The sequence below is a fragment of the Pseudarthrobacter sp. NPDC059871 genome, assembly GCF_042731175.1.
Taxonomy (GTDB): Bacteria; Actinomycetota; Actinomycetes; order Actinomycetales; family Micrococcaceae; genus Arthrobacter.
The window spans coordinates 255,254-269,458 of sequence record NZ_JBHWJV010000006.1; the positions used below are offsets into that span (position 1 = coordinate 255,254).

At 66.0% G+C, this 14,205-nt stretch carries 15 protein-coding genes; 8 read left to right on the top strand and 7 right to left on the bottom strand.

All coding sequences use genetic code 11. The features are described from left to right. Positions 1–119: 119 nt before the first annotated feature. Positions 120–1,058 (top strand): LysR family transcriptional regulator, encoded by a 939-nt coding sequence (locus tag ACFV4R_RS10615; protein ID WP_377202478.1) that lies wholly within the window; start codon positions 120–122, stop codon positions 1,056–1,058. 64 nt (positions 1,059–1,122) lie between these two features. On the opposite strand, the gene ACFV4R_RS10620 is transcribed toward ACFV4R_RS10615, so the two are convergent. The 3 genes from ACFV4R_RS10620 to ACFV4R_RS10630 all read right to left on the bottom strand — a co-directional run bounded on the left by ACFV4R_RS10620 (position 1,123) and on the right by ACFV4R_RS10630 (position 3,855). Next, positions 1,123–1,851 carry a FadR/GntR family transcriptional regulator gene (locus tag ACFV4R_RS10620; protein WP_091716990.1) on the bottom strand — a complete coding sequence of 243 codons (729 nt, stop codon included), beginning with the start codon at positions 1,849–1,851 and terminating at the stop codon, positions 1,123–1,125. A 23-nt stretch (positions 1,852–1,874) separates the two neighbouring features. After that, positions 1,875–3,002, bottom strand: a complete 1,128-nt coding sequence (locus ACFV4R_RS10625) for a mandelate racemase/muconate lactonizing enzyme family protein (RefSeq protein WP_377202479.1) — start codon at positions 3,000–3,002, stop codon at positions 1,875–1,877. Positions 3,003–3,111: 109 nt separating this feature from the next. Beyond that, positions 3,112–3,855, bottom strand: coding sequence for a TetR/AcrR family transcriptional regulator (locus ACFV4R_RS10630; RefSeq protein WP_377202480.1), 744 nt, complete (start codon positions 3,853–3,855; stop codon positions 3,112–3,114). 82 nt (positions 3,856–3,937) lie between these two features. Between ACFV4R_RS10630 and ACFV4R_RS10635 the strand changes: the two genes are divergently transcribed. The 3 genes from ACFV4R_RS10635 to ACFV4R_RS10645 all read left to right on the top strand — a co-directional run bounded on the left by ACFV4R_RS10635 (position 3,938) and on the right by ACFV4R_RS10645 (position 6,829). Beyond that, entirely contained in the window at positions 3,938–5,383 is a 1,446-nt protein-coding gene (locus ACFV4R_RS10635) for a flavin monoamine oxidase family protein (protein ID WP_377202481.1), read from the top strand. 78 nt (positions 5,384–5,461) lie between these two features. Further along, positions 5,462–5,944, top strand: a complete 483-nt coding sequence (locus ACFV4R_RS10640; RefSeq protein WP_377202482.1) for a pyridoxamine 5'-phosphate oxidase family protein — start codon at positions 5,462–5,464, stop codon at positions 5,942–5,944. A 171-nt stretch (positions 5,945–6,115) separates the two neighbouring features. Then, a complete protein-coding gene (locus ACFV4R_RS10645; RefSeq protein ID WP_377202483.1) occupies positions 6,116–6,829 on the top strand; it encodes a hypothetical protein in 714 nt (237 codons plus the stop codon). 11 nt (positions 6,830–6,840) lie between these two features. Here ACFV4R_RS10645 and ACFV4R_RS10650 read toward each other — a convergent pair whose 3' ends face one another. From ACFV4R_RS10650 to ACFV4R_RS10660, 3 genes are all read right to left on the bottom strand, one after another. Further along, positions 6,841–7,314: a hypothetical protein gene (locus ACFV4R_RS10650; protein ID WP_377202484.1), complete on the bottom strand. Its 474-nt coding sequence runs from the start codon at positions 7,312–7,314 to the stop codon at positions 6,841–6,843. Between the two features lie 347 nt (positions 7,315–7,661). Then, positions 7,662–8,264 carry a DUF6919 domain-containing protein gene (locus tag ACFV4R_RS10655; RefSeq protein ID WP_377202485.1) on the bottom strand — a complete coding sequence of 201 codons (603 nt, stop codon included), beginning with the start codon at positions 8,262–8,264 and terminating at the stop codon, positions 7,662–7,664. Positions 8,265–8,318: 54 nt separating this feature from the next. Further along, on the bottom strand, positions 8,319–8,957 hold the full coding sequence (locus tag ACFV4R_RS10660) for a hypothetical protein (RefSeq protein ID WP_377202486.1): 639 nt from the start codon (positions 8,955–8,957) through the stop codon (positions 8,319–8,321). 236 nt (positions 8,958–9,193) lie between these two features. Between ACFV4R_RS10660 and ACFV4R_RS10665 the strand changes: the two genes are divergently transcribed. Genes ACFV4R_RS10665 through ACFV4R_RS10675 form a run of 3 tightly spaced genes read left to right on the top strand, consistent with a single transcriptional unit; the run spans position 9,194 to position 12,594 of the window. Next, positions 9,194–11,707 carry a molybdopterin oxidoreductase family protein gene (locus tag ACFV4R_RS10665; protein WP_377202487.1) on the top strand — a complete coding sequence of 838 codons (2,514 nt, stop codon included), beginning with the start codon at positions 9,194–9,196 and terminating at the stop codon, positions 11,705–11,707. Then, positions 11,704–12,186: a hypothetical protein gene (locus tag ACFV4R_RS10670; RefSeq protein WP_377202488.1), complete on the top strand. Its 483-nt coding sequence runs from the start codon at positions 11,704–11,706 to the stop codon at positions 12,184–12,186. Before ACFV4R_RS10665 ends, ACFV4R_RS10670 begins: the two co-directional genes overlap by 4 nt. A gap of 27 nt (positions 12,187–12,213) precedes the next feature. Beyond that, positions 12,214–12,594, top strand: coding sequence for a VOC family protein (locus ACFV4R_RS10675; RefSeq protein ID WP_377202489.1), 381 nt, complete (start codon positions 12,214–12,216; stop codon positions 12,592–12,594). Positions 12,595–12,705: 111 nt separating this feature from the next. Here ACFV4R_RS10675 and ACFV4R_RS10680 read toward each other — a convergent pair whose 3' ends face one another. Then, complete coding sequence (locus ACFV4R_RS10680; RefSeq protein WP_043793645.1) at positions 12,706–13,104, bottom strand: DUF5997 family protein; 399 nt, start codon at positions 13,102–13,104, stop codon at positions 12,706–12,708. Between ACFV4R_RS10680 and ACFV4R_RS10685 the strand changes: the two genes are divergently transcribed. Continuing rightward, positions 13,103–13,897, top strand: a complete 795-nt coding sequence (locus ACFV4R_RS10685) for a LysR family transcriptional regulator substrate-binding protein (RefSeq protein ID WP_377202499.1) — start codon at positions 13,103–13,105, stop codon at positions 13,895–13,897. The genes ACFV4R_RS10680 and ACFV4R_RS10685 overlap by 2 nt on opposite strands. Positions 13,898–14,205: the final 308 nt, after the last annotated feature.

The window sequence follows — 14,205 nt, forward strand, 5'->3', positions numbered from 1 at the left end:
TTCATGGTGCGGGGCTCCTGGTGGGGTTGCTTTGTGTGGTCCTCTTCACAGACGATATGGGAAGCGATCGATACAGGTCCAAGCCAATTTATGCACTCGACAATCCAGTAAAGGTATTGATGTTCTCGCTGCCCCAGTTAGAAGCCTTCGTGGCCGTGGCCGAAGAACTGCATTTCGGCGCCGCTGCCGAACGGCTCAACATGACCCAGCCGCCGCTCAGCCGGCAGATCCAGATGCTGGAAAAGAAGCTCAACACCACGCTGTTCAGCCGTACCAGCCGCAAGGTGGAACTGACAGCGGCCGGCGCCACCCTGTTGCCCAGGGCGCGGCAGATCCTGGACATGTGCATTAAGACGGACATGGACGTCCGCCGGGTTTCTTCCGGGCAGGCAGGGACCATCACCGTGGGCTACACGGCTATTGCCGGCCAGAGCGCGCTGCCCATGATGCTCCGGAAGGCGGCCGAAGGCATGCCCGGGGTGTCCTTTGTGCTCCGGGAGCTCGTGTCCACTGACCAGATGGACGGGCTGGTGAAAGGCAGTGTGGACATTGGCCTTTTGCGGCCCATCGTTGCCCGGCCGGGGGTGGTGTTCCGGCCGCTGATGCAGGACAGGCTGGTGGTGGCAGTTCCGGAGGGTAACCCGATCCTGGGCAACACCGGAATCGCCGACGGCCAGCCGCTGCCGTTGGGATCCCTGGACCGGCGGCCGCTGCTGATGTACTCCACCAAGGAGGCCCGGTACTTCCACGACCTGGTGCTCCGGCTGTTCGCCAGCGCCGGCGCGCACGCGAACATCACCCAGTACGCCAGCCAGGTCCCGGCGCTGTTGGCGTTCGTCCAGGCCGGACTCGGAGTGACCCTGGTTCCTGCCTCGGCCATGGCCTTCGCCCCGCCAGGGGTGGAGTTCCACGAAATCGACGGCCGCCACGGCATGCAGGAACTGAACCGGGTGGACCTGGAATTGGCCTGGAACGAGGAAACGGCAAATCCTGCGGTGCTGCGTCTCCTGGAGTTGATTGGGGAGACCATGCCGGCCGCGGGGGCGCCGGCGGGGTGACGCCCCGCCCGTCAGGGTCCTGTTCGCGGATCAGTGCCCAGAAGGCTCGGATCCGCGAACAGGCTTAGGACTCGGGCCTGGGCCCCGGCTCGCCGGACGGCCGCGCGGATGCCTTGAACCGGCGTCGGGAGTTGGCCAGGTGGCTGCGCATCGCCGCGGCGGCGGCAGCCTCGTCACCGTCAGCGATGGCGTCCAGGATGGAGCGGTGCTCCTGGACCACCTGGTCGAAGTGGTCCCGGGCGTAGTGCTCGACGCCGGTCATCAGCCGGGTGCGCGGCATGGCAATCATCGTCTGGCCCAGTGCCGCCAGGCAGTCGGAGTAATACGGGTTGCCGGAGGCCGCCGCCACCGCGCGGTGGAAGTCGAAGTCCGATTTCATGGCATGGGACGGGTGGCCTGCACTCTCGGTGAAAGCCTCCAGGGCAGTGCCCACAGCCCGCAGCTGCCGCTCGGTGTGGTTGCGCGCCGCGAGGGCCGCGGCCTCCGTCTCGACACCCATCCGGAACTCCAGCAGGTGCAGCCGGTCCTCGGTGGTGGCCACCGGACGGGCCCCGGGTACAGCCTGGGGCCCATCCGACGGCGGCGTGAGGGCGAAGCTGCCGCGCCCCCGTTCGGTTTCCACGAGCCCTTCGGCCTGGAGCCTCGTCAGCGCGGCACGGACCACGGTCCGGCTCACGCCGAAGTCGCTGATCAGGGTGTTTTCGCTGGGAAGCTTCTCACCCGGCTGGATGATGCCGTCAACAATGCGGTTGCGAAGGTCGGCGGCGAGGTCCGCGGTGAGGTTCCGGCTCATGGCTCAAGGTTACGGCTTCAGCGTTATGCGCCGAACTCCACGGAATCGGTGGTCCAGGCGCGGGCCTGGTCGCTGAGCGTCACGCCGAGGCCCGGGCGGTCCGGAACGATCATGCGGCCGTCCTTGGTTTCGAGGCGCTCGTTGAACAGCGGGTCCAGCCAGTCGAAGTGCTCCACCCACGGTTCGCGGGGGTAGGCAGCGGCGAGGTGCAGGTGGATTTCCATGGCGAAGTGCGGTGCAAGGCCCAGGCCGCGTTCGTCCGCGAGGGCGGCGAGGCGCAGGAACTGGGTGATGCCGCCGACGCGCGGGGCGTCAGGCTGGATGATGTCGCAGCCGTTGGCGGCGATGAGGCCCTTGTGCTCGGCCACGGAGGCCAGCATTTCACCGGTGGCGATGGGGGTGTCCAGGACCTGCGCCAGGTGGGCGTGGCCTTCGAAGTCGTAGGCATCCAGCGGCTCTTCGATCCAGATGAGGTTGAACTCCTCGAGGCGGCGGCCCATGCGCAGGGCCGTGGCCCGGTCCCACTGCTGGTTGGCGTCCACCATCAGCGGAACGTCCCAGCCGATGTGTTCGCGGATGCCGGCCACGCGGCGCAGGTCCTCGGCGGAGTCCGGCAGGCCCACCTTGATCTTGATGCCGCCAATGCCCTCCTCGATGGACTGGGTGGCGCGTGCCTTGACCTCGTCCAGGGAGGCGTTGAGGAAACCACCGGAGGTGTTGTAGGTCTGCACGGAGTCACGGTGGGAGCCGAGGAACTTGGCGAGGGGGAGGCCGGCGCGCTTGGCCTTGAGGTCATAAAGGGCGATGTCGATGGCGGCCAGTGCCTGGGTGGCGACGCCGGAGCGGCCCACGGAGGCGCCGGCCCAGAGGAGTTTGGTGTAGATCTTGGCGATGTCATTGGGGTCTTCGCCGATGATGCCCTCGGCCACCTCTTTGGCGTGGGCGTACTGGGCGGGGCCGCCGGCGCGTTTGGAGTAGCTGAAGCCGATGCCGGAGTGGCCCAGTTCGGTGGTGATTTCGGCGAAGAGGAAGACCACCTCGGTCATGGGCTTCTGCCGGCCGGTGAAGACCTTGGCGTCGCTGATGGGAACGGCGAGGGGAAGGCGGGCAGTGGACAGCTTGACGTGCCGGATCAGGTCGACGGTGCTCATTGATTCTCCTAAGGGCGGGACTGGGCTCCTTCGCCCACCTTCTTAGGATACAAGTTTAAAACTTGTACTACAAGCATGATTCGGCAAGCCGTGATTGCTGGCTTCCGGCTCAGTCTGCTTTCCGGAGTCCGCCCAACCCGGCCACCAGGGCATCCAGGCCCAGCGCGAAGGCGGCGTCGGCGGCGCGCGGGGGTTTCGCGGCCGTTTCACTGTCCTCGGGAGCTTGGGCGTGTCCATGGAGGGTGGTGCCCGCAGCCCCGCGGACTGCGGCGGTGAAATACGGCGTGGATTCGGCCATGGTGCCGGGGTCGAAGATATCCTCCGGCGCGGTGACATCGTACGCGGAGCCAAAAATGAACGACTCGAGCGCCACGATGGCGGAGATGATCCGGTCCTGGGGGAAGCCGGCGTCGAGGAATCCCTTGCTGACTGTCTCGTACATGGCAAGTGTCTGGGGTGCGTCAGTGACCGGCAGTACGGCAATGACCGGAATCAGCGGCGTGTGCTCGGCGAAAACATTGCGGTAGCTCCAGGCCCACGTGCGGACCGCGTCATCCCAGGCGGCGGCGCCAAAGGAGGATACATCCACCAGGGACATCAGGTGGTCTTCCACCAGCAGCAGGACGTCCTGCTTCGACGACACGTGGTTGTAGAGGGCTGAGGGTGCCACCTCGAGGAGTTTGGCCAGGGCGGCCATGGTCAAACCGTCGTACCCCTTCCGGCTGACGAGCTCCAGGGCCGCCGAGGTGATGCCCGCCTTGTCCAGTACCGCCGAGGAGGGTCTTCCGGCGCGCCTTCTCCGGACGCCGCCGTCGGTAGCCGGACGCTGCTGTGCTGCTGGTACTGCCGGCAAATTCTGCCCTTTCCTCGGTGTCCTCCGCATTATTGCACCAGGCACTTCCGCTGCCCGCCCGGAAGGGCTATAGTTTTCCTAAATGAATGCCATTCATTTAGTGGTTTCCATCACCCGGGGCCGCAGAGAGGACATCATGCTGAACCTGAACCGCGACGTCGTTGTCGTAGGAGCCGGGCCGTCCGGACTCACGGCCGCCCGCGAACTGAAGAAGGCCGGCCTCAGCGTCGCCGTACTCGAGGCCCGTGACCGGGTGGGCGGGCGCACGTGGACCGGAAATGTGGACGGCGCCATGCTGGAAATTGGCGGCCAGTGGGTCTCCCCGGACCAGGAGGCACTCCTGGAGCTGCTCCAGGAACTGAACCTGGACACCTACCCGCGCTACCGTGACGGTGAGTCCGTCTACATCGGCGCCGACGGCGTCCCCGTGCGCTACACCGGCGACACCTTCCCCGTGGACCCGCAAACCGCCGTCGAAATGGACCGCCTGGTGGCCATCCTGGATAAGCTCGCCGCCGAGATCGGGCCCGCCGAGCCGTGGGCGCACCCGAAGGCCCGGGAACTGGACACCATCTCGTTCCACCACTGGCTGCGGCAGAACTCGGCCAATGAGGAAGCCTGCAAGAACATCGGCCTGTTCATCGCCGGCGGGATGCTCACCAAGCCCGCGCACTCCTTCTCGGCCCTGCAGGCCGTCCTCATGGCAGCGTCCGCGGGCTCCTTCACCAATCTCACGGACGAGGACTTCATCCTGGACCGCCGCGTGGTGGGCGGCATGCAGCAGGTTTCGCAGCTGCTGGCGCAGGACCTGCGCGACGACGTCGTGCTCAGTTCCCCGGTCCGCACCGTCAACTGGGAGCCCGACGCCGAGGGCGGGCACCGCGTCACCGTTGAATCAGACCGCGCCACCGTCAACGCCCGCTTCGTCATCATGGCCGTCCCGCCCAACCTGTACTCCCGCGTCTCGTTCAACCCGCCGCTGCCGCGCCGCCAGCACCAGATGCACCAGCACCAGTCCCTGGGCCTGGTCATCAAGGTCCACGCGGTGTACGCCACGCCCTTCTGGCGCGCCAGGGGGCTCTCCGGCACCGGCTTCGGCGCCGATGCCCTGGTCCAAGAGGTCTACGACAACACCAACCACGGCGATGCCCGCGGCACCCTGGTGGGCTTCGTGTCAGATGAGAAGGCCGACGCCGTCTTCGAGTTGAGTGCCGAAGAGCGCAGGAAGGCGATCCTTGCGTCAGTCGCCGGTTACCTCGGCGACGAGGCGCTCACGCCCGAGGTGTACTACGAATCCGACTGGGGCTCCGAGGAATGGACCCGCGGCGCTTATGCAGCCAGCTACGACCTGGGCGGCCTGCACCGGTACGGGAAGGACCAGCACGCCCCGGTGGGCCCCATCTACTGGTCCTCCTCCGACCTTGCTGCCGAGGGCTACCAGCACGTGGACGGTGCCATCCGGATGGGCCGCCGCACCGCGGAGCGTATCGCGGAAGTGGCGCGGGTATCCGTTCCCGCGGGAGCCTGACCGTACTGGCAAATAAGCATGCTTACTAATAGGCTGGCGGTGGGGAGTGTCCCCGACTCCAGACGAACGAGGTGAGGCATGACTGACGCACAGAGCATCAGCAAGGTTACTGAGATCATCAACGATTCCAAGATCGGAATGGTCACCACCATCAACGAAGAAGGCGCCCTCGTCAGCCGGCCGCTGGCCGTCCAGGAGGTCAAGGACGACGGCGACATGTGGTTCTTCACCGGGCTCGGCACCTCGCAGGTTGCGCACGTCCGCGCGGACTCGCGCGTGAACGTCTCCTTTGGTAAGAAAACCGAGTGGGTTTCCGTCGCCGGGACCGCCGAGGTGGTCACGGACCGCGCCAAGATCCACGAAATGTGGAACCAGGTTGTCGAGGCATGGTTCCCCGACGGGCCGGACACCCCCGAAGTATGCCTGCTCCGGGTGGATTCGGACTCTGCAGAGTACTGGACCAGCCCGGGCGGTACGGCAGCCACGGTGCTGCAGTGGGTCAAGTCCAAGGTGACGAACAGCCGCATGAGCGTCGGCGAGAGCGGCACCGTGGAGCTGTAGAGCCACTGTTTTTTTTGAGGTAGGTGCGGGGCAGCGGACGGCGCTGCCCCGCACCTTTCGTATGTGGCGCCGTCTGTGCCATCAGAAGTGATTTGTGGAGTAACCTGGCCGTTGCCGGGATGGCTGCGAAAGGCCCGTAGACATTCGCTCGGGCCGAACCTACTATGAGCCATGCGCCAGACCGGCCGGTCCGTAACCGCCGCGGTCTTGCTCGTTATTGGGGCAGGACTGGCGGTTCTGGGTGTGCTGGTCCACTACGGATTCATGAGTGTCTACGGCGATGTCACGGGCAGTGCATTCGATGGACTCATGTGGGGGTTGACGGCCGGTCCCTCCAAGTTGGCGCTCCTGCTGGTAACCCTCTTCGCCCTTATTGGTTTCGTGCTTTCGGTCAGGCGGTGGATGCGGCTGACGGCTGTGGCTATTCCGGCCCTTATGCTGATCGGCATGTTTGCTGTCACGCCCTTGGCCCTGGGGCAGCGTTTCGAGACGCAGTACGTCTCGTCTCCACAGTGCGTGACAGAGGGGACGGCTGAGCCCATGGCCTCGGCGGATCGAGCAGCCCAGCAGGTGTTTGATTCCATCAGCCACGTGGGCCAATTCAACGGCGGGGGCATGAGTGGCGTGGGCGGTTGTACCCGTTGGTTCAAGCTCTCGGGGGACGTCGACGTGCTGCAGCATTATCGCGCTCAACTGACGGCGGCAGGATGGAAAGTGGTCGAGGACGACGGTCACCATCTGCGGGCGCATTTAAACGGCAGGGCATTCGATGTGATGACCTGCCCGCGGGGTGGCGTGATCTGGGCGGGGAATGACGGTGACCCCTCCTACGGACAGGGACGATCCGGACTGGTTGGCACGGAAATCTGTCCCCACGACCTTTAGAGCCAGCAGCGCTAAATCGCACCAGCCGCTACGCCGTCGTCGGGTCCATGCTCGACAAGCGGGCCCGACGTGCGGCTGACGCGCGTACCCTGCTCAGTGGTGGCGGCCATTACCAGCACACCAAACTCGAAGCCTGAATACCGCGTCCGTTTAAATAGGCCAGCCTTGGGTTCAGCGCGCGCGCCGGGCCCGACTGCCGATACGAAGACGTCGCTGCTCTCGTCACCACTGGCGGTAAAGGTCACCCGGCGGTCGAATATCTCCGACTCGAAGCGGGCGCGTAGCTCAACGACGAATTCGCCACCGACCTCCACGTCAGGACGCAGAATCCTCAAATCGCCCAGGGAAACTTCGCCAGCGTGCTTCAAAGTCCCGTCAGCCTGGCGGACCAATATCGTCGCGCGACCTTCCCGAACCTTGCCGTCTTTCACCCATGAGACGTCATCGCGCGGATAACATCCCAAGGTCACCTCGCCTGCCTTCACAACAATTACTCCTTTCCATAGCTGTGGGCACAACGATACGACGATATGGAAAGGAACTGCCCCCGGCCTGGTTCTTGCGATGTGCCCGCAGCGCCACCCACCACGGGGGCAAGTTCCCACTGTTATCAGGCACGCCTACGGTGGTGGAAGTTAGCGCCGCAGTGGTGTCCACCCTGACGGAAGCATTCCAGTGATCTTTGCTCGTTGAGAATCAGCCTCTGCTGACCAACCTTGAGCTGCCAGCGCGTTGTCGAAGACACCCCGAGCCATTCGCAAACCTAAATCCGGGTGGCTCAAAACGGGATGTCGAATAGGCAAGGCGAAGCGAAGACCGGGACAACTTCCCGCTAGTTCTGCCCCGTCAGCGCACCCAGCACCGCAGGCAGGAGGACGTCGTTGCGGCCCCACACCGGATCCAGGATTTCCACGTACCAGGAATCAGCCAGCAGCAGGGCCAGGGAATCGTTCGTTTCGTCTGCCCAGGCCTTGATCTGATCCTCGTTCACCGGGTTCTCGCTGGACCCGAGCACCGTCACCACCTCAGAACCGTCCAGGGTGACGGGGATGGCGGCGCTGCTGGCCTCGCCCGGGGCGTGGGCGATGGTTACAAGCTCCGTGCGGGTGGACAGAGCCAGCAGCTCGCCGGCCGTCGCTGCACTGCAGAACCCGGTGACGTACTGCCGTTGCGCTGCGGCGCCGTCCTGGATGCCGGGCTGGGATTCCTTGGTGAACAGCCCGTTCCGGTTCAGCTCCGCCAAGGCGGCGGCGATCGGGTTGGTTTCGTCGTCGTAGTCTGCCGCGAAGTGCCCGGGCTGGTAGGAACTTCCGCCCTCCAGCCAGCGCGCGGTCAGCTCACCGGCAGCCTCAAGGGTGGTGGCCTGCCGCCAGACCCCACGGTCCTCCAGCAGCCGGCCGTACTGGTCGCGGGCTGGTATTTCCTCTGGCTTCATTCTGGGATGCTATCCCCGCTGGCGGTGGGCGCTCCACCGCCCCCGACACACCACTTAACCTGGCCCCTGCGCCTGGCCCGCCGGAATGCCCGCCGCCCGTTCGGCATCGGCGAGGGAGGCAGCCAGGCTGGTGACGGCGTCGGGGTATTCCTTCCCACCGGCGGAGCCGCTGCTGTGGCCGGGAACGCTCCGAAGCTCCTCAGCCGCGCGCATGGCCTTGATGAGCGCGGATGTTTCGGGAAGGCGGACATCGGTGAGTGCCGGGTAGTCGATGCTGCACGCAGGATCCAGCTCGTAGCGGCTCCACCGGGCCATCAGCTCATCGTGCCGGGCCCGCGCAGCCTGGTGTGCTGCCTCCCGGGCAAGATCTTCCCGACGGCGTGAGCGCCCGGCCAGGTAGCGCGGCGTCCAGCGGTACGCACCGATGCCCGCTGCCACGGCGGCGCCGGCCAGGAACAGGCCCGTCCAAGGGGAAATCAGCGTAGGAATCAGCAGCGCGGGAACCGCCACGCACGAGCCTAGGAAAAGGTCCCAGAAGAGCTGGTCCGAACGCTGCCCCCCGCCGTCGGACGCCAAGAGAGTCCTGCGCCGCACCACGAAAACCGTGGCGGCAACGCTGGCTACCAGCACCGGCCCGCACAGCACCAGCGCCCAGGCCCCCTCGACGAGTCCCTGCACAAGTCCTTCCGTCACGGCTGCCACCTGGCACCTCCAGCGTGCGCCCGGGCCGCGGAATCCCGGGCTGGTCATTCAATTGCACCCTGTTCCGGCTGCGCGGTCAATGCCGGCTGCATGCGGGCGTTTTGCCGCCGCAGGGAAGGGTACGTTTCCCCTGTACTGCAGGTGCAGCGCTGCCGCGCGGCTTGGGTGCGCAGGCTTGATGTGCGCCCCAGGGGTGTTCCGGGCGCTTTGGGACGGGAGATGAACCGATGGGTCGGATTGACCGGATCGCAGAACCGTGGGGTACCAGGACCCCGTACGGCAGCGGCGGAACGTGGCCGGTGCGCGTGGACACCCACCTGGCCGAAGGAGTTGACGCGGACTCCGTGGACCGCTGGGTCCAGACCGCCTCCGTCCTCCATTCAAACGGCGACGCCATGGATATCGCCGTCAAGGACAACCGGGTTGTGGGCGTGCGCGGCCGTGCCTCGGACCGCGTGAACCGCGGCCGGCTCGGTCCCAAGGACCTGTACGGCTGGCAGGCTAACGCGTCCCCGGACAGGCTGACCCGGCCGCTGATCCGGGAAGGCGGAAAACTCGTGGAGACGGACTGGGAAACGGCCATGGACCGCGTCGTGGCCCGGTCCAAGGCGCTGCTGGCGGAGCAGGGCCCCAGCGCCCTTGGCTTCTACACCACGGGCCAGCTGTTCGCCGAGGAGTACTACACCCTGGGGACCATTGCCCACGGCGGGATCGGGACCAACCACGTGGACGGCAACACCCGGCTCTGCACCGCCACGGCGGCGGAAGCACTGAAGGAATCCTTCGGCTGCGACGGCCAGCCGGGCTCATACACGGACGTGGACCACGCTGATGTCATCGCCCTCTACGGCCACAACGTGGCCGAAACGCAGACCGTCCTGTGGACCCGGATGCTGGACCGCCTGGCCGGGCCCACTCCGCCCAAAATCATCTGCGTGGATCCGCGCCTCACCGAGGTTGCCAAGGCCGCAACGGTGCACCTGGCGCCCCGGCCCGGCACCAACGTGGCCCTCATGAACGCCATCCTCCACCACATCATCGCCAACGGCTGGGTGGACCAGGACTACATCAAGGCGCACACGGTGGGCTACCAGGATTTGGCGAAGGAGGTGGCGAAGTACCCGCCCGCGCTTGCTGCCGAAATTACGGGTGTTCCGGCTGGAAAAATCGAGGAAGCGGCGCGGATCCTTGGCCACGCGGAGCGGCTCCTGTCCACAGCGCTGCAGGGTTTCTACCAGTCCAACCAGGGCACCGCCGCCGCCGTCCAGGTCAACAACATCAACATCATCCGCGGCATGCTGGGCAAGCCGGGGTGCGGGATCCTGCAGATGAACGGCCAGCCGACGGCCGAAAACACCCGCGAATGCGGGGCGGACGGCGACCTCGCAGCGTTCCGGAACTGGTCCAACGATGCCCACATCAAGGACCTGGCGCGCGTATGGAACGTGGACCCCATGTCCATCCCGCACTACTCTCCGCCCACCCACCTGATGCAGATGATGCGCTACGCGGAGGACGGCTCCATCCGGCTGCTGTGGGTCAGCGGCACCAACCCTGCCGTCTCGCTCCCGGAACTGCGGCGGATCCGCTCCATCCTGGAGCAGGACCGGCTGTTTCTGGTGGTGCAGGACATCTTCCTGACCGAGACGGCCCAGTTGGCAGACGTGGTGCTCCCCGCCGCCACATGGGGTGAAAAGACCGGGACGTTCACCAACGTGGACCGCACGGTGCACCTGTCCGAGAAGGCGGTGGACCCGCCGGGGGAGGCCCGCACGGACCTGGACATCTTCATTGAATACGCCCACCGGATGGGGCTGAAGGACAAGGACGGCCAGCCACTTATCAAGTGGGACAGCCCCGAGTCCGCGTTCGAGGCATGGAAGGAGTGCACCCGCGGGCGGCCGTGCGACTACACCGGCATCACCTACGGCAAGCTGCGCGGCGGCTCAGGCATCCAGTGGCCGTGCAACGAGGAGAACCCGGACGGCACCGAACGCATTTACGCAGACGGGAAGTTCTGGGCCCACCCGGACTACTGCGAGACCTACGGCCGCGACCTCATCACCGGCGCCCCCGTGGACCCCACCGAGTACAAGGCCCTGAATCCGGAGGGCCGTGCCATCATCAAAGCCGCCGAATACGTGCCGCCGCACGAGCTCCCCAGCCAGGAGTTCCCGCTGCAGCTGATCACCGGCCGCACCCTGTTCCATTTCCACACCCGGACTAAGACTGCGCGGGCGCCGGAACTCCAGGCAGCGGCGCCGGACGTCTGGGTTGAGTTGTCCGCGCACGACGCCGGCACGTACGGCTTTGCCGAAGGGGACCTTGCAGAGGTGGCCACTCCGCGCGGGTCCGTGCAGGCGAAGGTGCGGATCGGCGGCATCAGGGACGGCGTGGTGTTCCTGCCGTTCCACTACGGCTACTGGGATACGCCGGGCGGGCACGAACCTGACGGCGCAGGACGCGCCGCCAACGAGCTGACCATCACGGACTGGGACGCCGCCTCCAAGCAGCCCATCTTCAAGACCGCGGCTGCCCGGATTTTAAAGGTTCGGTCTGGCGACGGACCCGCCCCTGCACCCACCAACACAGCCTCCGCCCCTGCCGGCGATTTCCCGGCAGAGGCTCGGACCAGGGGCATTCCGTCCGCCCTGGCCGACGAGGAAATCTCCGGGAACGGCGCCGGTCCCGAGGACGGCCACGATGGCAGTGGCACCCACGAAAGGGAGGCATCGTTGTGAAAATTGGACTGGTACTGGCACAGCTCCACCGCGACGAGAACGACCTCGCCCAACACCTTCTCCGCGTCTCGGAGCGGCACAAAGTGGACCACGAGATTTACCACCTGGCCCGCGACCTTGCGAAATGGTCCCAGCAGCACGTCCGCGAGATCGCCGCCATCGCCGGCCGCTACGGCCAGGAACTGGATCCCGAACCCAAGGGCGAGAACACGCTCCTCGAGAAGATCCGCGAGAAGGGCAGCGAACTGGTGGGCCGAGACGCCGAGGCGGGCCTGCTGCTCCTGCGCGACCTCCGGGAGGCCTACATCAAGGCCTGCGGCGTCTCCGCAGATTGGGAGCTCGTGGCGCAGGCAGCCCAGGGCATCAAACACAAGGACCTGCTGGAGGTGGCAGAGCGCTGCCACGCGCAGAACATCCGGCAGATGAAATGGGCCAACGGAAAGCTCAAAGAATCCGCCACCCAGATCCTTGTCAGCTAAGCGCGCAGCGAGGGTAAGTTGGGGTCCATGCGAATCAAAATGTGCAGTATCCACGTCAAGGACCCGGCCTTCGCGCATGACTTCTACACCAAGACGCTGGGCTTTGACACCCTCATGGCCATGCCGGAGTACAACCTGTACATCATCAAGGACCCGGGTGCCTCGGACAACTCAGCGGGACTTCTCCTGGAGCCCAGTGACAACCCCATCGGGGCCGACTACATGAACGCGGTCCATGAGGCAGGGCTTCCGGCCATCGTGTTTGGCGTACCGGATGTCCAGGCCGAATATGACCGCCTGGTGGCCGCGGGCGTCAGCTTCAAGAGCCCGCCGGCCGAGGACCCGTCCGGCATCAGTGCCGTCTTCGACGACGGCTGCGGCAACTACATCCAGCTGCACCAGGACTGAGCCGCCCTTACAAGGGGAGCACACCGGAAACAACAGAAGCCTGTCCGCAGATCCGGGCCCTTCAGGGTTCGGATCTGCGGACAAGCTTCTGATTGCCATCGAGCGGTGGCGTCAGTTGGCGCGGGCCCGCTTGGCTTCCTTCTTTGCGGCCTCGTCCTTCACCCGCTGCGCCTCCGCGCGGACTGCTGCGTGGGTGGAGCGCTCGGTGACCAGCCACTGCGGCGGAGCCTGCAGCAGAGCGGTGATTTCCGCCGTCGTCAGCGCATCCTCGACGCCGCCGCGGGCCAGGCCGCTGATTGAGACGTTCAGCTTCTGCGCCACCACGGGGCGGGGGTGCGGACCGTTGCGGCGCAACTCGGCGAGCCACTCCGGCGGGTTCGCCTGGAGTTCGGCGAATTCCTCGCGGGTGATGGTCGAATCCTGGAACTCCTGCGGTGTTGCGGGCAGGTAGATGCCAAGTTTCTTGGCAACGGTGGCCGGCTTCATGGACTGGGAGTTTGCAGAGGTCATGCTTCAAGGGTATCCGGGCGGCGGGTACTGTGAAGACGTGCCCTCCACAACCTCCTCCCCAGACGACGCCGTTTCCACCGGTGACATTCCCGCCGAAGCGCCGCGCGAGCTGCGCATCGCGTATGTTCCGGGCGTGACGCCGGGCAAATGGATCCGCCGCTGGGAAGAGCGCATGCCGCACATTCCCCTTCACGCGGAGATGCACGACGGCGGCGGGCCGGCTGAGGCGGTCCGCGGCGGTTCCGCGGACATGGCCTTCGTCCGGCTCCCGATCGGGCGTGAAGGACTCAGCGTCATTCCCCTCTACGAGGAGCAGGCCGTGGTGGTCGCTCCCAAGGGCCACGAAATTTCGGTGTTCGAGGAAGTGGCGCTGGCGGACCTGGACCAGGAGTCCTTCCTGGACGTGGCGGCTCTCGGCGGCCCTGAGCCGGCCCTGCAGGTGGTGGCCTCCGGCGCCGGACTGGTGATCCTGCCCATGTCCGTGGCCCGCCACTTCAACGTCAAGGACACTGTGGCCCGCCGCGCCACCGATGCGCCCGGTACTGAGATCGCCCTGGTTTGGGCCACGGACAGTACAGACGAGGTTTTGGAAGAGTTCATCGGCATCGTCCGCGGCCGGACGGCGCAGAGCTCACGGCAGCCCTCCGCGCAGCCGGTCAAGGAAAAGAAGGCCCCGAAACCCGACCGCCGCGGTTCCGGCGGGAAGAAGGCCGCACCCAAGGTGGCCCAGAGGTACGCCCCCAACCCGGACAAGGGCAGGGGCAAGGGCTCCCGCAAGAAGGGCAAGCGCTAGGCGCACCCTTCGTAACGGCCTGCTGTCAGTACCGGTTCCTCGGCGGGACCTGGCCGGCGCCCGTTTGCCGGGCTTTCCTGGCCCGCAGGATGCGCCCGATGATGGCGGGCAAAAAGGCGAAGAGCAACTTCTTCATGGCAGTTCCTTTGCTGTAGCGGATGGAGACACCGGGGCCGCCCTTCCGAAGAGGAAAGACGGCCCCGGTGCTGTGTTGCGCCTGCCTAGGTGTTTTGGATGGTGTCTTTGGCGTTGGTGGCGCGGTCTTTGACGTCGGTGGCGGCGTCTTGGCTGTCGGTTTTGACGTGTTC